The sequence below is a fragment of the Paracoccus sp. BR5-17 genome (assembly GCF_055693925.1).
On record NZ_JBVFUV010000006.1, the window covers coordinates 42,910 to 60,720 of the forward strand.

Sequence of the window (17,811 nt, forward strand, 5' to 3'; positions counted from 1 at the left end):
GACGAGATGACCTTGCTGTTTCGCAGCGCCTGCACGGCTGCGCTGCTGATGGCCGCCAGCCCGGCGCTGGCTGCCGACAAGCTGACGCTGATGCTGGACTGGTTCGTGAACCCCGACCACGCCCCGATCGTGCTTGCTGAGGAGAAAGGATTCTTCACCGATGCGGGCCTCGACGTCGAGATCGTGTCCCCCGCCGATCCCACCGATCCGCCGAAGCTGGTCGCGGCCGGAAAGGCGGATCTGGCAGTTAGCTACCAGCCGCAACTGCACCTGCAAGTTCATGAGGGGCTGCCACTGGTGCGCGTCGGCACGCTGGTCGGAATGCCGCTGAACTGCCTGATGGTGATGGCGGATGGGCCGGTCGGGTCTGTCAGCGACCTCAAGGGCAGGAAGGTCGGCTTCTCGGTCGCGGGGGTCGAGCAGGCGGTCGTTACGGCGCTGCTGAAGCGTGCCGGGCTGAACCAAGGCGATGTCGAGATGGTGAACGTCAACTGGTCGCTCACCCCCGCGCTGCTGTCGGGTCAGGTGGATGCAACCATCGGCGGTTTTCGTAATTTCGAGCTGACGCAGATGAGGCTCGCGGGCGGCGAGGGCAGGTGCTTCTTCGTCGAGGAGGAAGGCCTGCCCGCCTATGACGAGCTGATCTTCGTGGCCAATCGCGACAGCCTCGACCGCGACCGCGTCAGCCGCTTCCTCGGCGCGGTGGAACGGGCCGCGCAATACATGCTGAACCACCCGGCGGAGGCGAAGGCGCTTTTCGCGGGCCATGCCCCGGATCTCGCGGATCCGCTGAACACGGCTGCCTGGGACGACACCTTCGGCCGTTTCGCCACCTCTCCCGCGGCGCTGGACCACGACGGCCGCTATGCGCGGTTCGAGGCGTTCCTGCACGAGGCGGGCCTCGTCCCCGATGTTCTGCCGGTCGCGCAACTGGCGATGGACCTGGAGGCTGCGGAATGAGCGCCGCCCTGCCCAATGCTCCCGACTATGGCCTGTGCTTCACCGCATGGCGCGACGCCTGCGGCGGCACATGGCAAGACTACACGCATCACCCCTTTGTCGAAGGGCTGCGCGACGGGACGCTGCCCCGCACGGCTTTCCTGACCTATCTCGTGCAGGATTATCGCTTCCTCATCCATTTCAGCCGCGCCTGGGCGCTGGGGGTCGTCAAGTCTTCGACGCTGGAAGAGATGCGGGCCTGCTCGGCAACGGTCCACGCTCTGGTGGATGGTGAAATGGCCTTGCACCTGGGCATATGCGCGGCTGAGGGGATCGACGCGGCCGCCTTGGAGGCCACGAAGGAAGCGTCCGAGAACCTCGCCTATACGCGCTATGTGCTGGAGGCGGGCTATTCAGGGGATTTCCTGGACCTCCTCGCCGCCCTTGCGCCCTGCGTGCTGGGCTATGGCGAGATCGGGCTAAGGCTCGCGCGCGAGGCGGCGTCGGACACACCCTATCGGGACTGGATCGACACCTACGCGGGCGACGCGTTCCAGGCGACCTGCCGCGAGGTCGGCGCGCTGATCGACGGCGCGGTCGCGCGCCGACTTGGCGATGCGCCCGAAGCCTTACCGCGATGGGGCGAGCTCTCGGCGCGCTTCGCCACCGCAACCCGGCTCGAGGTCGGCTTCTGGGGCCTCGGCCGGGCATGAAGCCGGCCCCCACGGGGCCGGTTCGCGTCGCGGGCGAGGCGCCGGGACTGTTCGCCCCGCTCGACCTGACCCTGCCGCCGGGGCGCGTGACCTGCCTTCTGGGCGCCTCGGGCGTGGGCAAATCCACGCTGCTGCGGCTGCTGGCAGGACTTGCCACGGGCGTCGCGTTCCGGGGCCGGGTCGAAACACTGCCGGCAGCGCTGATGGGGCAGGACGCGGGGCTGTTTCCATGGCTGACCGTGGCGCAGAACGTCGGGCTGGGGGCGCGGCTGCGGGGCCAGCCGGCAGACCCCGCCACGACCGCCGCGCTGATCGCCGCGGTCGGGCTGGAAGGGCTGGAAGAGCGCCTGCCGGCGAACCTCTCGGGCGGGCAGCGCCAGCGGGTGGCCCTTGCCCGCACGCTGGCTGAGGACCGGGCGCTTGTGCTTCTGGATGAGCCCTTCTCGGCACTGGACGCACGGTTGCGTCTGCCGATCGGGGACATGCGGATCAGGTCAGCCTCGAACTCGGCGAAGGTGGCGAGAATATTGAAGAACAGCTTGCCCATCGGATCGGTCGGATCATGGACAGTCGCGCCGAGCTGGAGCCGGACCCCGCGCACGGCCAGCCCGTCCGCGATCTCGCGGGCATCGGGAACGGAGCGGGCCAGCCGGTCGAGCTTGGGCACCAGCAGCGTGTCGCCCGGGCGCAGGGCCGCCAGCGCCTGATCGAGGCCAGGCCGTGCGCGGTTCGTGCCGGTGAAGCCATGGTCAGTGTAGATGCGCTCGGGCGCGACACCCAATCCGGTGAGGATCGCCGCCTGCGCAGTGAGGTCCTGCTTATCGGTGGAGCAGCGGGCGTAGCCGATCAGGATAGGCGTCATGGTGGGATCTGTAACACTGGACGCTCCTTCACTGCAAAACATATCGGACTAATGGTCGCGGACGCGGCCGGTGTTCGGACGGTACGGCCATGGCCACAGCTCTTTCGGCCGCAGGCGATGAGCGCTGCGGAAGTGTCGGTTCGTCCTTCTGGACCGGGAGATCGCTACAGATACGACGAGCATGATAAGCGTTCCGGCACGCAAAGCGAGTGCGCCGGCCGTCGAAACCTGTGGATTGTGGTCATGAGGCTGGGAATGCCGGTCTACGAGCGCTGATGCTGCGGAAGACGGCCCCTTTATTTCCTTGAGGCCTGCAGAGCATCGATGACCGAAACGATCCCGCCTTCACTCGGTCGAGGCCAGACTACCGATATGTTTGATAGAACTCTCCTGGCGGCATCAGCCGTCCGGGAGGACGACACGCTCGTCCTGTCCATCGGCCGCAAGCTGGCTCTGGTCCTGACGGTCGATGATCGAGGGATTGGCCTGCCACCACTCCCGGTATGCCGTTAGAAGCCTGCGGGTCGGCTCCACAAGGGATTTCACTCCGGCGAGCGCGGCAGCCGCCCTTACCGGATCGTCTGCATCTTCTAACTCGACGGCGTGGCGGTCGAGGAGATCGGCCCATTCATGGCGCGAGATGTCGGCCAAGTCGCGGTCACGCCTGCCACGCCAAGGCGCGCGCGGGCCGAATGTTCCTCTGGACCAGACGAAAGTTCGCGCCGGGTCGTTGATCTGAGGCTCGGCATGCAGCTCGACCCCGTCGAGGCATGCTCCGATCCGATCCACGATCCTGGTGCCCCTTGAGCTGTAGCCGTGCCGTCTTGCCATTTTGAGTTCCAGAACGTCGAGGGGCAGCGGCCCCTCGGCCGCGACGATCTCGGCAATCAGATGTTTCAACTCGGACTTGTAGCTGGGCATGTGGAACAGGTCTCGGAGGCTGGCTGTCCCAGAATGCGTCCCCAGCCTCTCATCCGGCTCTGTCATGCTCATGGGATACTGCCGGATCAGCGGGCTTGTATCATCGATGACAAGGCCACTGTGCTGCCCGTCCGGCGAAGGCGCGACGCGGATCCACAAAACATCTCCGTGCTTGCGGGCATCGGCATGGAGCGACAGCAGCTGGCGGACCTCCTCCACCTGATCGCGCGGAACCCAGCGTTCGATGCGCACCTCGCCCTTGATCTTCCTGGCCACGCGAGCCCGCTGGTTCTGCTCCTTCTTCGCATAGGTCTTGGCCAGGGATTGCCGGGCGAGCTCATCCTTCTGCTTTTTGGACAGCCTTTTGAAAGCGGCATCGGCATGGGTCATGGGATCGCGTTCCGGATGATGTGCAGGTCTTCGGGGATAGAATCGAGGCAGTCCGTTTTTTTGACAACGGCTTGTCCACAGGTTTCCATGGCGATCTTGGATTGTTCAGGATCGGGCAGGCTGCATCAGGGAAACGATCGGCAACAGGGTAGTCCCCGACCAGACACCATCGGCCCGGGTCTGGCTGGTCGGGCGAAGAGGGCAAGGTCATCCGGGTGGTTCTACCGGTAGTGGCATCCGGAGCATCTGCCGGTCAGATGGATGGCAGGTTCACGCCGAGTTTTCGCAAAGCCCCTGAACGGCTTCATCCACGCAAGATCCCTGCTCAGACGCGAGATAGCCTTCCGGTCCGCCCCGCTTTTCCATATTATCCCGCTCGGTGACGCAGGCTTGGTCGGCAATCATCGTGTTTTCGCACGTCTTTGCGGTTCACACTGGCCGGTCGGGTCGGGTCAGCCGCTTGATCTTTTCTCGATGAATTCGCCCAAGAATCGGCAGAAAAAGCTTGTCTAAGCAACCGAGAGGAAGGTCTTTGCAGTGGCACTGCCCCGAAAGGAAATATGCTAAGAGACAGGATAACCGGTCTGCTGGCCTGCTCAGAAATGCCAATCCTAGGGTCAGGACCCATTAATCGGCTTGCGGTCGCCTTGGCTGCGTGATTCACGCTCCCGAACTGATGGGGGCAATGATGAGCAATCTTTTCTGGCTGACCGACGAGCAGATGGAGCGTTTGAAGCCGTTCTTTCCGAGGAGTCATGGCAAGCCGCGGGTTGATGATCGTCGGGTCTTGAGCGGCATAATCTTCATCAATCGTAATGGGTTGAGATGGTGCGATGCGCCGCGTGAATATGGACCTCCGAAGACGCTCTACAACCGATGGAAGCGGTGGGGCGACATGGGAGTCTTCGCCAGGATGATGGAAGGACTGGCCTCCGAGGGTGCCGAGCAGAAGACCATCATGATCGATGCGACCTACCTGAAAGCGCACCGCACGACTGCGGCCATGTCCAGCCGGTCGCCTTGGCGAATATGACGACCGGGCGGTTTACCTGCGGCGGCTGCAGCGAAGGCTGGACCGGGGACCAGAGTTTCCTTTACATGATGCGCTTCGGCCTGAGATCCGGTCGGGACGCGATCAAGGCCGGTTTCTCGCGCGATCCCGTCTCGCGCCTGCGTTATCAACTGATCACCGAGAAAGATCAGAACGCACGGCTGATCCGCACCATCGCGGTGCCGACCGGCCAGGAGGCCATGATCCTCGAGAAGCGCCTGCACACCACCCTCCGGCAGCAACATCCGGAGGCTGTGCTCGACCGCGTGGAATTCGCGAATGAGGTGAAGGTGGTCTCCGAGCTCTATGACGCAAGCATCGAAGGCTTGATCATGGCGCTTCTGGACAGGATCGAGGTCCGCCTCAAGCGGCGGGTCCGGCGCCGCGAGAAACGCCGTCTCAAGCGCCTGCGGCGGCGCCTTGAGCAGAGCCAGGCGCCTGCCCGCCCCGCGGCGGACGACCCTGCCCTGGCCAGCAGCTTGCCCCCTTCCGCGGCGGACGACTCCTTACCCTCCGACCCGGAATAGGCTCCTCCGACCGGAACGGGAGCGTCACGGGGAATGGCGGGATGGCTCCCGGACCGGACCCATCCTGCTTCACCCGTCCCTCTGCCACCCGAGCCGCGCGCACCCGCGTCCATGCCGCCTCCCGGAACCCCTCCGGGGCGCCGCCTTCCCTCGTTCCGGAGACACCCGATGCCCCCTGTTCCGCCCCGCTCTTCCAGCCCTTTCTATCCTGCTTGGTGGGAACTCGCGCAGACCGCTGTGATCCGCTTCCTGGCCGCGGAGTCCGGCCGTCATGGCGCGGACTCCGCCACCCATGGCTCCCGGGCCGCCGCCGGGGGCGAGGAGCGCGCGCCGGCAGAAACGGCGCCTGCCCGGTCCCGGCGAACGGGAACGAAGGCCGGCACCACGTCCGGCGCCTCCGGGAGCGACAGATCGGTTCCGCTGCCGCCGGTGCCCGTGTCGGTTCCCCGTCATCACCTCCTGCTGCTCGTCCGCCTGGCAGCAACCCTGGGCGGCGCGGACGCCATCGATCGGCTGCTGTCGCCAGGTGCGCTGACCCTCCTCGATGGCATTCCCGGCGAGGATCTGGAGGACACCCGCAGTCTGCTCGAGTTCGTCCTGCCGCTATCCTGCACGATCGCCTCGAATTCCCAAATCGCGACCGGGGAGCCGGATCTGGTGGTGATCCGGCCCGCGCTGTCGGACGGCCGGATGAGTGATTATGCTCAGCGCGAATACCGCCGCGACGTGGTGGCGGCGCTGCAGATGAGGGAGTCGTCGCGCGCCTGGCGAGGGCCGCAGAACCGGCGGCACCGGCTCCCTCCCCGGCACGCCCTCCCGCTGCACCCCTTGCGACCGGCACGCCCAACCTGGACGACTTCACGGGAGACGCCCCGGCCCTGGTCGCGGCCCGCCAGATGGCGGCGGACCTGCAGGCATGGCGGGCGGGGCAGATCCGCTGGAACGAGTTGTCGCGCTCGCTCCTTCTCTACGGTCCGCCAGGCAGTGGAAAAACGTGGCTGGCGCGGGCCATTGCCCACACCGCCGGCATGCCGGTCATCGCGGCGACCTTCGGCCAATGGCAGGCGGCGGGGCATCTCGGCGACATGCTGCGCGAGATGCGCAAAAGCTTTGCCGAGGCCCGCGCCAAGGCACCCGCCCTTCTCGTCATCGACGAGGTCGACTCTGTGGGCTCACGCGAAGATCGCGGCAGTCAGAACGCGTCCTACCGCCGCCAGGTCGTCAACGCCTGCCTCACCGAACTCGACAGCATCGCGCAGCACGAGGGGGTCATTGTCATCGCCACCTGCAATGACCCCGATGCGATCGATCCGGCGGTCCTCCGCCCCGGTCGGATCGACCGGACGGTGGCAATGCCGCAGCCCGACAGCGCCGCGCTGCACGGCATCCTGCGTCACCATCTGCCGGATTGGGCTGAGGCGGACCTGCTGGAGCTGGCCCGCTCAGCCGTGGGTCTCAGCGCAGCGGAAGTCGACGCCGCCATCCGCCAGGCGCGCACGGACGCCCGGGTGCACGGGCGGGATCTTCTGCCCGCCGATCTGCGCGCTGTCCTCGCCCCGGCATGTGATGACCACGATGCCTGGGGCGTGTCCCTGCACGAGTGCGGGCATGCGCTCGTCTGCGCGGCGCTGCGCCTCGGGCCGGTGCATCGCATCCGGCTGGGGCGACGGGGCGGTGGCATGACCTTTGTCGACCCTATCCCAGGATCGGTCTCCCTGTCGCGCCTGCGCGATGAGATGGCTCAGCTTCTCGCCGGGCGCGCTGCCGAGGCCGTGGTGCTGGGCACCGTCTCGACGGGCGCGGGCGGCGGCAGAACGTCCGACCTGGCCCAGGCTACCGCACTGGCCGCGAGCATCCACACCCGCCATGGCCTGGGGGCTTACGGACCGGTCTGGCTCGAGGACGCGGAAAAGGCTTTGCTGCTCGATCCGGCCCTGCGCCGTCAGGTCCGCCACGATCTGGAGGCCGCCGAGGCACGGGCCCGCGCCATCCTTGCCGACAACAGGGACATCCTGGAGGGCATGGCGCACGCGCTCCTCGCGGCGCGCGAGATGGAGGCCGAGGCCATCCGCCCCTGGCTCGAGCACGTGCGCCACGGGCTTCCCGCGGGCGGGAGCGAACCGGGTCGCGCCGATGACCCTCTGGCGCCCGACGATGACAGCGCAACCGCATGAGGACGCCAGAAACCCCATGAGGCCGGACACCGCGGCCTCCGCAGTGCATCCCGGCAAGCCTTCCTTTCTCACGACCCCCGCTTCTGGAGATCTTCATGATTACCGATGCCGTTCCCTGGCTTGAGCAGATCCTCGCCGCCACTGACGAAGCCCGGTCCGGCCCGACGCCCGAAGACCTGGCCACCGCCCCGACGCTGAGCCCCTGGCACCCGATCCTGACCCTCGCGGCCGAGCCGCTGCTGTGGGGCCATGTCAACGGCCACCCGATCCTGGGGGCGCGATGGATCACCACCGCGCGCCTCATCGCTCTCGACCCCGACGGCCAGTGGGCGCGGACCTCCAGCCGCTGGTATCGGCTGGGCCGGGGGATCGGCCAGCCTGCAGCCGGTCCCGAGGCGCCAGAATGCAGACAGCCGGCGTGCGGCGACAGGGCCCGGCTGGCGGCCGACGCCGCGCGCCTGAGATGTCTGCCTGTCAGCAATCGCGCCTTGCTCGATCGTCTGCTCGCGTCCCACAGGGACCGATTGCGCGCCCACCGCGACACCATCGCGGCCGAGCGAGCGGCGAGACACTGAGCCGATAGCGCGGCGGCGGGGCGGGCCAGAGCCTGCCCTGCCCGCGCTCCGGCAATGACCGGCACCCCAGCCAAAGACCGCCCTGACCGCCGTGTCCTGTGCCAGCCGCCGCCGCCGAGGCGGCCTGCCCCATGCCCCAAGACCGTGAAGGAACACCACCCATGATCCTCGTCGTCGCTGACCTGCACCTCGACGCCTGGATGCGCGACGGGCGCGATCCGCTCGCCCCTATCGCCCCGGTGCTGTCCCACCTCGACGCGCTGATCGTCGCTGGCGATCTGAGCAATAATCCTGGCTATCAATGGCCGCGCTGCCTGGCGCGCCTCGGCCGGCTGATCGACCTGGACCGTGTCTGGATCGTGCCCGGCAATCACGATCTGTGGAACCTGTATTTGCACGGTGGCGACCACCGGCTGGCTGAGATTGCCCGGACGGCCGGGGCCCATCTGGCACAGAAGCAGGTCATCGACATCGGAGCGGTCCGGCTGCTCTGCTGCACGCTGTGGACCGATTTTGCCCTCACCGGGGATCGCCCGGAGGCCATGCACCGCGCCCGGATGGTCATGCCCGACTACATCCGCATCCGCAAAAGCGCTGACGTCGCCAAAGGCCCGATCCGCCCCGAAGACACTCTGGCCGTGCACCAAGACCATCTGGATTGGCTCACGCAGGCGAGGGGAGACCACCTGGCCCCTGATGGCCGGGACATTCCAGGGACAAGGGCCCTGACCGAACCGGGCCAAGCTTGCGCTGCCGGCCTATGCCATCGGGCAGGCATGGGGGAACTGGACGACACCCGGGAGGCACAAAAATCCTCTAGTCACCACTGTAAAACCGGCCAGGGAGCCTGTCCCACAGCCCCAGAGGGCGATTTCCTGCGCCGCTGTAACAGGCGTTTCTTTTGAAATCATAGTGTTACAGAGGTTACAGGCTGTAACGGAAACTGTAACAGATCAAGATATTGATTTCGTTGAAGAATAGGGCGAGTGTTTCATTGTTACATGTTCTGAATATATATATACTAGTACGTGCGCGCACCCACGCGCCCACGCACGCACGCCCGCACAGGAAGACACTCGGGCCGTTTTTTTGGCGTAACACTGTAACATCATTTATTTTCAATGCGTTGTCTGTTACAGACCCTGAAACAGGGCGTAACAGCGTAACAGGCAGGGCCTCCCTTCGGCGGCATTCAGGCGTCCGGCGTGCCTTCCTCTCCTGAGGCATCGCAGTGCGATGAGCTGCCCCGTGAGCGCCTCAAGGCGCCCGACATGCGCGGCTCCGGCGGCGCCACGAGACCGCGCTCGGCAAGATGGCCGCGCAAGGCATTGATCGTCTGCGTGGGTTGACCAACCAGACCATTCTGGGTCCGGTAGGCGATCGCGGATGCCTGCTGGGCCTCGGTCTTTACCGCCACAAACCGCATCGTCGGCCGCGACCTCGCTTCCGCAATCGCCTCGGCCTCGGCTATATCGTTCTGCTGCCGCGTCACGAAGGCTTCACATCGGCTGGCGGGATCAGCCGCACGTCGTGGGCGAGGTCACCGATAGCCCGGCCCCATTGATGTGCACTGGCGCAAGCTTCCATCGCCACGATGCAAGGCGCCTGTATGGTCATGAAGTTCAACAGCCGCGCCCGTGACAGCCTGCGGCGGAAGACCGCTGCCCCGCCAGCTGCAGCGCCATGCGCCTGAAGCACGCTCTCGGCCACATCCAGGCCGATGATACGAACCTCTTCCATGGTCGCTCCCTTCCGTAGCGGCGCTCCAACACCCGCCGCCAAGGCACATCGATGCCGCCCAGGAGAGGCCTCCACCCCATCGCTCATGGAGCATGGATGCGGCTGGCTCCTGATGTTCCCCTTTTGTCTCGTTATCCACAGGTTTGGCAGCGTCGAGCGAGCTGTGTCGCTAGCGGTTTTCACAGCCGGAATTTATCGTCAGTCCCAACAGCGCGAAGACCGCGCAACTGGAAAAAAGCTCGATGAAGATGCGCGATTTCAAGGTGAACAACGCAGGTGCGTCAGCGGCTTTGGCCGTGGACAAGTTCTATACGACGGACGCGACGGCGCGTCAGTGCATCGGCATGGCGTGGCGTGAGGTCCGCTTTCGGACAGATGATCTTTTCATCGAGCCCGCTGCCGGTGCCGGGGCGTTCTCGCGTCTTTTGCCTCAGGATCGGCTGATCGCGGTCGATCTTGTCCCTGATGCGCCTGGCATCGAAGAACGGGACTTTTTCACCCTGCCCGCGCCTCGCCATGATGGCCGCATCATCGTGCTGGGCAATCCGCCTTTCGGGCGCGGCGGCCATCTGGCGACACGCTTCATCCAACGCGCGGCTTTGTTTGCCGATGTCATCGCCTTCATCCTGCCCGCCTCCTTCGCCAAGGCCTCCATGCAGCGCGGCATCGATCCGCGGTTTCACCTGCGCCGCCAGGTCGACCTGCCCAATGAGCCCTTCCAAACCGAAGACGGATTGCACCGGGTCAACTGCGTCTTCCAGATCTGGGAGCGGCGGCCTGAGGCACGCGTCATGACCCGCACCCCGGATGCCCATCCCGATTTCGAGTTCGTGGCCGACCTGGCGCAGGCCGACCTGGTCATCCGCCGGGTGGGGAACCGCGCGGGTGTGATCCTGCCCTGCCCCGATGCGGCCGCCCTTGCTGCCGGAGTGACGCCCCGGGGCTACTCAAACAGTTCGAATTACTTCATCCGCGCTAATGGCTGCAGCCCCGAGGAACTGCGTGACCGGCTGGACAGGCTGCCCATGGCGGCCGCTGCCGCACGGGCCGTGCAGCCTTCGCTCGCCCGCCGCGAGATCGTGGCGCTCTACAACGCTGATGAACGGATCCGGCACGAGGCCGGGATGGATGAGCCTGCCAACCGGCCAGAGGCTCCGCGCCCGGCTGCAGACGAGACAGAGGCCGGCGGGGCATCACCTTCACGGGTCAGCCCAGAAAGGTCGCCAACGGTCTTGATGCGTCCTGTAGGGATCCGGCCCGATAGTGTCCCAGGGGATGGTGTAAGAGCGCTGACCCTCGGAGTGGTCAGGGCTTGATCAGGTTGCCACGGCGGGCAGCCTGGACATTGGGGTTGTCGGTCACGCGGGCGAGCGTTTCAAGCGAGACGTATCGCCGTGCGACCGCCCATTCGTCGTTGGTCTCGAGCATCAGCGCGCCAACCAGGCGGACGATGGCCTCGTCGTTCGGGAAGATGCCGATGACGTCGGCGCGCCGCTTCACCTCGCGGTTGACCCGTTCCAGCGGGTTCGTCGAGGCGATCTGGGCCCAGTGCTCGCGGGGGAACGACATGGAGGCCAGGACGTCGTCGCGCGAGTTGTCCATCAGGGCGCCGAGCTTGGGCTGCTTCTCGCGCAGGGCGTCGGCCACGATCTGCCATTGGGCTTCGGCCTCGGCCTTGGTTTGCCTCGAGCGAAGATCGTCTTCAGCATCGCCGCCACGGCGGTGCGGCTCTTGGCCGGGCGTGAGCCAGGGCGTTGCGCATCCAGTGAATGCGGGGGCTGTTGAAAAACCCTTGCTTCGCTGATTCCATAGCTTCAGGACTTTGTCGCGGGGGCCAGGATGATCGGTCATCAGAACCGGGATCAACTCGAGTTTTTTGTCTGCGGGTCGCTGCGTGACCTTGTGCCGGATGATCATGTCCTTGCCCGCGTCGACCGGGTGCTCGATCTCGGCTGGCTGGCCGAGGACGTTGCCGATCTTTATGCCGCCGGAACCGGCCGGCCAGGGATCGCGCCAGAGGCAGCCGTCCGTCTCATGCTGGCCGGCTTTCTTCTCGGGATCGTCCATGACCGGCGTTTTGTGCGAGAGGCACAGGTCAATCTCGCGATCCGCTGGTTTGCGGGCTATGGCCTCCACGAGCGGCTTCCGGATCATTCTTCGCTGACCCGTATTCGGCAACGCTGGGGCGCCGAGCGGTTTCGGCGCATCTTTGAGCGGACGGTTCAGGAGCTGTGTGGCAGCCGGGATCGCCAAGGGCGAGGTCGTGCATGTCGACGCCTCTCCGATCCGGGCCGATGTCAGCTGGGAAAGCCTCGCGGTGCGCCATGTTGGTGCCATGTCCGACGCGAATGGTGATGTGCCGGAGGACACCGAGGCCGATCTCCAGATCAAGCACTCGAAGAAGACCGGACGCTACAAGAAGGTCTGCGTCACTGATCCGGACGCCAGCATGGCGACCAGCGGGCGCAACCGGCGTCTTGAGCCGTGCTGCAAGCAGCATGGCGTGGTTGACGAGCTCTGCGGGGTCATCGTCGAGGTGGAGGTCACGACCGGGGAGGCGAACGAGGGCGATCACATCCTGGACAGCCTCGATACAGCTGCCGCGACCATGGGAGAACCCATCGGGGTGGCGACAGCAGATGCGGGCCATGCCTGCGCCAAGATGTTCGGCGGGCTGGAAGTGCGCGGGATCGATGCCATCATCCCGACCAGGGTCGAACCGATCAGAAGCAAGGTTCCGCTCCGCCGCTTCAAGTTCGATGCGCGCCATGATCTCGGGAAATGCCCACGCGGCAAAATCCTTCAGCCAACGAAGACCAGGATCAGTCACGGCAGGTTCTTCGTCACCAGGGTGCGTGACTGTGCCGGGTGCGATCTCGCGGCTCTGTGTCTTTCACCGTCGCGAAAGACCCGAGCCGTTGTGGTTGTTCATGATTATCCGGCCCTGCTGCGGGCGCGCCGGCGGCGGGAGCGGTGGGGCGAGAAAGAGAGCCGGCTCTGTCGGCGCCACCGCTGGCGCTCGGAAGGCTTCCACGGTGAGGCAAAGACCTGGGACGGCCTCGCCCGTGCGGTGAGGCGCGGGCTTGAGAATATGCGCATTCAGGCCTTCCTCACTGCCGCGGCCGTGAACCTGAAGCGGTTGGCGGCAGCATTCTTCGCACTTTTGCTGCATATCCTGGCGGCCAGGCGCCGGGGAGAGCTGTTCTCACCCTCTTCTGCCCTTCTGCGCGACCTGCAAAGGAGGCTGGCGGCATCATTGCTCCACCCGATGACGCACGGCATCGGCAGCGTTCCGTAGGACTTCTTCAACAGCCCCACCATACATCAGTAGTGTGCGGCGATCGGGGATGCCTTTGCTGTCTGCCGAGGTTGATCTCAGCATCGTGGTGCGTCCCGGCTTCCTTTATGGGCCATGGTCCAACACAATAGCCAGCGCACCGATCATATTCTCTCACAACTCCGCCACTCCCGCCTCCAGCCACGCGGCAAAGGCAGCCTCGGTCACATCGCCCGAGGCAAGATCCTCCATCATGCGGACGCCTTCGACCGGATCGGGACGAAAGCCTCAGGCCGTTGAGGCGCAGGAACGTCAGTGCGGTGACAAAAGCCGTTCGCTTGTTGCCGTCGACAAAGGCATGCGCCTTGGCGATGCCGTAGGCATAGGCCGCGGCAAGCTCGGGCAGAGAGGGCGTGCCATAGGCCGTTTGGTTCAGAGGGCGGGCGCAGCCAGCCTCAAGCAGGCTGCGGTCGCGCATGCCGGGAGCGCCGCCGTGGCGGGCAATCTGGCGGTCGTGGATGGCGATGACGGCGGCAAGCGGGACCCAGATCGGGGCCGTCACGCCAAGGCTGCCAGCAGGTCGCGGTTCTCGTCCATGACGATCTCCGCAGCCTCGAGCGCGGCCATGACTTCGGGATCATGCGCAGTGATGCGCAGCGAGCCATCATCTCCGCGCAACACGAACAGGCTGTCGCCTTCCTTCGCGTCCAGCAGCGCCAGCATCTCGGTCGTCAGCGTCATCACTGCGGAATTGCCAACCTTGCGAACCTTGCTCTGCATCATGACACCGCCCCCATATCACACCCGTATATACGCGAAATTCGCGTTTTGTCAACTTTTGATCGCGAACGCAGCCACATCGTTCCTCAAGCTTTTTGCAGGATACGCGACCGCCAAAGGCGCAGAAAAATCTCCTGACCCCACCCTATCGCGTCATCACCCCCGAGATGTATTATGTCTGATAAGGCAGCACTGCGCCCTGGCACTTGCACAAAGGCGGCTGGAAGGATGGGCTGAACTCGTCACTGGGCGCATGACGCAAGTCCTGCAAGGTCTAAGGCCATCAGCGCCACGATGATGAACATCATCAGCCAACGCGATTGACCGGGCGGTCAGTCCTGCCCCTATTTGCCCCTCGGCCATTGACGCCCCCGGCCTCAGGGTCAACAAACGGGGCATCATTTGCCGGGGGACCCTTATCATGATCCATTGCCAGACCTGCCGCCTAGCGGCCGCCGCCGCTTTCGTCGCCGGAAGCGCACTCTCCTCTGCTGCAATGGCGCAAGACTGGCCGACTGGTCCGGTGCATGTCTTCGTCGGCTTTCCCGCGGGCTCCTCTCCCGACACGATCGCGCGGCTTGTCGCCGAGCCGCTGGCCGAGGCTCTGGGCCAGCCGGTCGTGGTCGAGAACCGTCCCGGCGCAGGCGGCGTGATCGCGGTCCAGCAGATGCTGGCACGCGGCGGCGACAGCTTCGGGATCAACATCAACGGCCCTCTGACGACGGCGCAGCGCCTGATCCCGGATCTGGGCTATGATCCCGCCACGGACATTGCGCCAGTGGGATTGATCGCGACCAGCCCGCTGGTGCTGGCGGTGGGCGCCGATTTTCCGGCTGACGATCTGGCGTCCTTCATCGAGGCCGCCCGCGCCGAACCCGAAGCCATCAGCTATGGTTCGGTCGGAGAGGGCTCGGGCGCGCATCTGACGGCCGAGTTGTTTGCCGATGCCGCCGGGGTTCAGCTGTTTCACATCCCGTTCCAGAGTTACGCCGAGGTCACAACCTCGATCCTGGGGGGCGAGATCGACAGCGGCTTCATCGGCTCCGTCGGCCGCGCTGCCGCAGGTCGAGGCCGGGACGATGAAAATGCTCGGCGTCACCTCGGCAGAGCCCTTCGCGCAGGTGCCGGACGTGCCTGTGATCGCGGGCACGTCGGGGCTGCCGGACGATTTCCGCGCCGAGCTGTGGAACGCCTTCATCGCGCCTGCCGACACCGATCCGGCCGTCATCGAACGTCTGAACACCGAACTGAATACAATCCTGGCCGACGCTGGCGTGCGCGAGCGGCTGCTGGCCATGGGCTGGCAAGCGCAGCCGGGCACGCCTGCCGATCTGGCGCAACGGATCGCGGATGACACGACCCTCTGGGGCGGTGTCATCGACACGGTCCAGGCCGCGGACTGAAGGCGTCTGGCAGCCAATGCACCGCGATCTTCATGACATGGCCTGGGGCGGCCTTCTGGCGCTGACCGGACTGGCCGTCGCAGGCTATGCGTGGGTCAACTATGACATCGGCAGCCTTCGGCGCATGGGCCCTGGCTTCTTCCCGGTGGCTCTCGGGGCCTGCTGGCGGCGCTTGGAGCGCTGATCGCGATGTCGGCCGGCCCCCGCCCCGCCCGCGCCGCGCCGTTCGCCTGGCCCGAGACACTCGCCGTCATCGCAGCGCTTCTGACCTTCGGGCTGCTTCTGGACAGGATGGGACTGCTGCTGACAAGCGCCGTGACGGTGCTGATCGCCAGCGCGGTCGCGCCGCGCCGCGGGCTTGGCTGGCGGCTGATGCTGACCCTGGCGGTGACCATGGTGGTCTGGCTGGTCTTCGTGCAGGGGCTGAACATGTCGCTGCCTGTCTGGCCCAGGGGGATGCGATGACCGCGCTGGACGGCCTAGCGCATGGCCTTGCCGTGGCGCTGCAACCCTCGGTGCTGATCTACAGCCTTCTGGGGGCGGTGCTGGGCACCCTGGTGGGCGTTCTGCCGGGCATCGGCGCCATGGCGGCGATCACGCTGCTTCTGCCGATCACCTACTACATCTCGTCCGAGGCGGCCCTGGTGATGCTGGCGGCGGTCTATTACGGGGCGCAATACGGCGGGGCGGTGGCCTCGATCCTGCTGCGCCTGCCGGGAACGCCACAATCCGCGGTCACCACGATGGATGGCTATCCCATGGCGCAGCAGGGCCGCGCGGGTGTGGCGCTGTTCACGGCGATGGTATCGTCCTTTGCCGGCTCGATGCTGGGGATCGTGATCCTGGTCCTGCTTGCGGGCTGGCTCAGCCAGCTGGCGACCAGCTTCGGGGCCGCCGATTACGCCGCCATGATGGTGATGGGGCTGGTCGCGGCCTCGACCATGGGCGAGGGGCGACTGGCCAAGAGCCTGGCAATGGTCGTGCTGGGCGTGATCCTGGGTTGCGTGGGCACCGACGTCAATTCCGGCGCGCAGCGCTTCACCTTCGGACAGGTTCAGCTTCTGGACGGCATCAACCTCGTGGCCCTGGCGATGGGCCTCTTCGGTCTGGCCGAGATCATCGGCAATATCCGCAAGGCCGAACGCGACGGCCCGCCCGCCCATGTCAGCCTGCGCCAACTGGTCCCCACCCGGGACGATCTGCGCCAGATGGTTGCGCCCGTCACGCGCGGCACGCTTCTGGGCGGTTTCTTTGGGGCTCTGCCGGGCACCGGCTCGACCATCTCGTCCTTTCTCAGCTACGCGCTCGAGCGGCGCGTGGCCCGGCGGCCCGAGCGGTTCGGCAAGGGGGCGATCGAAGGCATCGCAGGCCCGGAAGCCGCCAACAATTCGGCCTCGATCACGGCCTTTGTGCCGACGCTGACGCTTGGCATCCCCGGCGATCCGATCATGGCGCTGATGCTGGGCGCGCTCGTCATTCACGGTATCCAGCCCGGCCCGCTGATGCTCGAGGCGCATCCGGACATGTTCTGGGGGCTTGTCGTCAGCTTCGGGATCGGCAACCTGTTCCTGCTGGTCCTGAACCTGCCGCTGATCGGGATCTGGGTCTCGATGCTGCGCATCCCGTTCCGCCTGCTCTATCCGGCGATCATCATCTTCGTCTGCCTGGGCGTCTACTCGGTGCGTGGATCGACCTTCGACATCGTCACGGTGGCCGCGATCGGCATCATCGGCTACGCGCTGACGCAGGCGGCCTTCAGCCCCGCCCTCCTCCTCCTGGGGTTCGTGCTGGGGCCGCTGATCGAGACCAACCTGCGGCGCGCCTTGCTTGTCTCGCGCGGCGATCTGATGATCTTCCTCGAGCGCCCCATCGCGTGCGGCTTCGTGATTGCGACGGTTGCGCTGCTGATTTACGGGCTGGCCAAGCAAGGCCGCCAAGGACCCGCCAGCGACAAGGCAGCCGTTTAGCAAGGCTCCACGGATGGACATTGCGTCAGGTCCGGTTGGTCTTTGCCTCTGCAAGATGTTCGAAGAGCTTGAACGGATAACGGCTCGCAGTGGCGTTCTCTCCAGGGACAACGTCAGATCAGAAGTATCCGTCCGGCGTGACCGCTCTGCCACGGTGAGAGAGTGATCGATAGTGTCCACTATGGATGGTGGACACTATGGGGGCGGACGTGGCGCGTCGGACGAAGCGGCTCTGGACGGACGAGGAGAAGCGGTCGATCTGCTTTCAGACGATGGCTCCGGGCGTTTCGGTTGCTCAGGTCGCGCGGCGTTACGCGGTCAACGCGAACCTGATCTTCAAATGGCTGCGCGATCCTCGTTTTGCGCCCGAGGCTAAGGCGGGCTCGGGCGAGGGTGCGCAGTTTCTGCCGGTCGAGATCGTGCAGGATACCAGGGAGCTTCCTGCCGCTCCCGCCGCGCCGGCCACCGAGGTGGGCCGGATCGAGATCGAGC

General features: G+C 65.8%; 14 protein-coding genes and 8 pseudogenes. 16 read left to right on the forward strand and 6 right to left on the reverse strand.

Going from position 1 to position 17,811, the window contains the following annotated elements; translation table 11 throughout:
* The first annotated feature begins 6 nt into the window (after window positions 1–6).
* From ACZ1HC_RS17065 to ACZ1HC_RS17075, 3 genes and pseudogenes are all read left to right on the forward strand, one after another.
* Window positions 7–960 carry an ABC transporter substrate-binding protein gene (locus ACZ1HC_RS17065; protein ID WP_472701154.1) on the forward strand — a complete coding sequence of 318 codons (954 nt, stop codon included), beginning with the start codon at window positions 7–9 and terminating at the stop codon, window positions 958–960.
* On the forward strand, window positions 957–1,652 hold the full coding sequence (locus ACZ1HC_RS17070) for a TenA family protein (protein ID WP_472701155.1): 696 nt from the start codon (window positions 957–959) through the stop codon (window positions 1,650–1,652). The genes ACZ1HC_RS17065 and ACZ1HC_RS17070 overlap by 4 nt, the downstream gene beginning before the upstream one ends.
* Window positions 1,649–2,035: pseudogene (locus ACZ1HC_RS17075) on the forward strand (ATP-binding cassette domain-containing protein); the annotation flags it as partial. The gene ACZ1HC_RS17070 and the pseudogene ACZ1HC_RS17075, both read left to right, overlap by 4 nt.
* A 155-nt stretch (window positions 2,036–2,190) precedes the next feature.
* On the opposite strand, the pseudogene ACZ1HC_RS17080 reads toward ACZ1HC_RS17075, so the two are convergent.
* Together ACZ1HC_RS17080 and ACZ1HC_RS17085 are read right to left on the reverse strand one after the other, a co-directional pair.
* Window positions 2,191–2,556, reverse strand: a pseudogene (locus tag ACZ1HC_RS17080) (recombinase family protein); the annotation flags it as partial.
* Window positions 2,557–2,913: 357 nt separating this feature from the next.
* Window positions 2,914–3,825: a DUF3320 domain-containing protein gene (locus tag ACZ1HC_RS17085; RefSeq protein WP_472701156.1), complete on the reverse strand. Its 912-nt coding sequence runs from the start codon at window positions 3,823–3,825 to the stop codon at window positions 2,914–2,916.
* 688 nt (window positions 3,826–4,513) lie between these two features.
* Between ACZ1HC_RS17085 and ACZ1HC_RS17090 the strand changes: the two are divergent.
* The 5 genes and pseudogenes from ACZ1HC_RS17090 to ACZ1HC_RS17110 form a co-directional block, all read left to right on the forward strand.
* Window positions 4,514–4,840 (forward strand): annotated as a pseudogene (locus tag ACZ1HC_RS17090) (transposase); the annotation flags it as partial.
* A 5-nt stretch (window positions 4,841–4,845) separates the two neighbouring features.
* Window positions 4,846–5,403: a hypothetical protein gene (locus tag ACZ1HC_RS17095; protein WP_472701157.1), complete on the forward strand. Its 558-nt coding sequence runs from the start codon at window positions 4,846–4,848 to the stop codon at window positions 5,401–5,403.
* Window positions 5,404–6,299: 896 nt separating this feature from the next.
* Window positions 6,300–7,577: an AAA family ATPase gene (locus ACZ1HC_RS17100; protein WP_472701029.1), complete on the forward strand. Its 1,278-nt coding sequence runs from the start codon at window positions 6,300–6,302 to the stop codon at window positions 7,575–7,577.
* Window positions 7,578–7,672: 95 nt separating this feature from the next.
* Window positions 7,673–8,152, forward strand: coding sequence for a DUF6634 family protein (locus ACZ1HC_RS17105; RefSeq protein ID WP_472701030.1), 480 nt, complete (start codon window positions 7,673–7,675; stop codon window positions 8,150–8,152).
* Window positions 8,153–8,313: 161 nt separating this feature from the next.
* Window positions 8,314–9,057 carry a metallophosphoesterase gene (locus tag ACZ1HC_RS17110; protein WP_472701158.1) on the forward strand — a complete coding sequence of 248 codons (744 nt, stop codon included), beginning with the start codon at window positions 8,314–8,316 and terminating at the stop codon, window positions 9,055–9,057.
* Window positions 9,058–9,440: 383 nt separating this feature from the next.
* Here ACZ1HC_RS17110 and ACZ1HC_RS17115 read toward each other — a convergent pair.
* Window positions 9,441–9,892, reverse strand: a pseudogene (locus ACZ1HC_RS17115) (transposase); the annotation flags it as partial.
* Window positions 9,893–10,134: 242 nt separating this feature from the next.
* On the opposite strand from ACZ1HC_RS17115, the gene ACZ1HC_RS17120 reads away from it, so the two are divergent.
* On the forward strand, window positions 10,135–11,208 hold the full coding sequence (locus ACZ1HC_RS17120; protein ID WP_472701159.1) for a hypothetical protein: 1,074 nt from the start codon (window positions 10,135–10,137) through the stop codon (window positions 11,206–11,208).
* On the opposite strand, the pseudogene ACZ1HC_RS17125 reads toward ACZ1HC_RS17120, so the two are convergent.
* Window positions 11,209–11,666, reverse strand: a pseudogene (locus tag ACZ1HC_RS17125) (transposase); the annotation flags it as partial. It abuts the gene before it with no gap.
* A gap of 65 nt (window positions 11,667–11,731) precedes the next feature.
* Between ACZ1HC_RS17125 and ACZ1HC_RS17130 the strand changes: the two are divergent.
* Window positions 11,732–13,190: pseudogene (locus ACZ1HC_RS17130) on the forward strand (transposase).
* Window positions 13,191–13,343: 153 nt separating this feature from the next.
* On the opposite strand, the pseudogene ACZ1HC_RS17135 reads toward ACZ1HC_RS17130, so the two are convergent.
* Window positions 13,344–13,731: pseudogene (locus tag ACZ1HC_RS17135) on the reverse strand (type II toxin-antitoxin system death-on-curing family toxin).
* Entirely contained in the window at window positions 13,728–13,952 is a 225-nt protein-coding gene (locus ACZ1HC_RS17140; RefSeq protein ID WP_472701160.1) for an AbrB/MazE/SpoVT family DNA-binding domain-containing protein, read from the reverse strand. Before ACZ1HC_RS17140 ends, ACZ1HC_RS17135 begins: the two are co-directional and overlap by 4 nt.
* A 493-nt stretch (window positions 13,953–14,445) precedes the next feature.
* Here ACZ1HC_RS17140 and ACZ1HC_RS17145 point away from each other — a divergent pair.
* The 6 genes and pseudogenes from ACZ1HC_RS17145 to tnpA form a co-directional block, all read left to right on the forward strand.
* Window positions 14,446–14,928: pseudogene (locus ACZ1HC_RS17145) on the forward strand (Bug family tripartite tricarboxylate transporter substrate binding protein); the annotation flags it as partial.
* 106 nt (window positions 14,929–15,034) lie between these two features.
* Window positions 15,035–15,352 (forward strand): tripartite tricarboxylate transporter substrate-binding protein, encoded by a 318-nt coding sequence (locus ACZ1HC_RS17150; protein WP_472701161.1) that lies wholly within the window; start codon window positions 15,035–15,037, stop codon window positions 15,350–15,352.
* A gap of 16 nt (window positions 15,353–15,368) precedes the next feature.
* Window positions 15,369–15,536, forward strand: a complete 168-nt coding sequence (locus ACZ1HC_RS17155; RefSeq protein ID WP_472701162.1) for a hypothetical protein — start codon at window positions 15,369–15,371, stop codon at window positions 15,534–15,536.
* Window positions 15,536–15,817: a tripartite tricarboxylate transporter TctB family protein gene (locus ACZ1HC_RS17160; protein ID WP_472701169.1), complete on the forward strand. Its 282-nt coding sequence runs from the start codon at window positions 15,536–15,538 to the stop codon at window positions 15,815–15,817. The genes ACZ1HC_RS17155 and ACZ1HC_RS17160 overlap by 1 nt, the downstream gene beginning before the upstream one ends.
* Window positions 15,814–17,319 carry a tripartite tricarboxylate transporter permease gene (locus ACZ1HC_RS17165; protein ID WP_472701163.1) on the forward strand — a complete coding sequence of 502 codons (1,506 nt, stop codon included), beginning with the start codon at window positions 15,814–15,816 and terminating at the stop codon, window positions 17,317–17,319. The genes ACZ1HC_RS17160 and ACZ1HC_RS17165 overlap by 4 nt, the downstream gene beginning before the upstream one ends.
* 197 nt (window positions 17,320–17,516) lie before the next feature.
* On the forward strand, window positions 17,517–17,811 hold a 295-nt coding region (gene tnpA, locus ACZ1HC_RS17170; protein ID WP_472701164.1), incomplete at its 3' end, for an IS66-like element accessory protein TnpA.

Excerpts from the sequence above, each read along its gene's own strand:
- ACZ1HC_RS17065 (WP_472701154.1), top strand. The coding sequence starts at position 7 with ATGACCTTGCTGTTTCGCAGCGCCTGCACGGCTGCGCTGCTGATGGCC.
- ACZ1HC_RS17070 (WP_472701155.1), top strand. The coding sequence starts at position 957 with ATGAGCGCCGCCCTGCCCAATGCTCCCGACTATGGCCTGTGCTTCACC.
- ACZ1HC_RS17085 (WP_472701156.1), bottom strand. The coding sequence starts at position 3,825 with ATGACCCATGCCGATGCCGCTTTCAAAAGGCTGTCCAAAAAGCAGAAG.
- ACZ1HC_RS17100 (WP_472701029.1), top strand. The coding sequence starts at position 6,300 with ATGGCGGCGGACCTGCAGGCATGGCGGGCGGGGCAGATCCGCTGGAAC.
- ACZ1HC_RS17105 (WP_472701030.1), top strand. The coding sequence starts at position 7,673 with ATGATTACCGATGCCGTTCCCTGGCTTGAGCAGATCCTCGCCGCCACT.
- ACZ1HC_RS17110 (WP_472701158.1), top strand. The coding sequence starts at position 8,314 with ATGATCCTCGTCGTCGCTGACCTGCACCTCGACGCCTGGATGCGCGAC.
- ACZ1HC_RS17120 (WP_472701159.1), top strand. The coding sequence starts at position 10,135 with ATGAAGATGCGCGATTTCAAGGTGAACAACGCAGGTGCGTCAGCGGCT.
- ACZ1HC_RS17140 (WP_472701160.1), bottom strand. The coding sequence starts at position 13,952 with ATGATGCAGAGCAAGGTTCGCAAGGTTGGCAATTCCGCAGTGATGACG.
- ACZ1HC_RS17150 (WP_472701161.1), top strand. The coding sequence starts at position 15,035 with ATGCTCGGCGTCACCTCGGCAGAGCCCTTCGCGCAGGTGCCGGACGTG.
- ACZ1HC_RS17155 (WP_472701162.1), top strand. The coding sequence starts at position 15,369 with ATGCACCGCGATCTTCATGACATGGCCTGGGGCGGCCTTCTGGCGCTG.
- ACZ1HC_RS17165 (WP_472701163.1), top strand. The coding sequence starts at position 15,814 with ATGACCGCGCTGGACGGCCTAGCGCATGGCCTTGCCGTGGCGCTGCAA.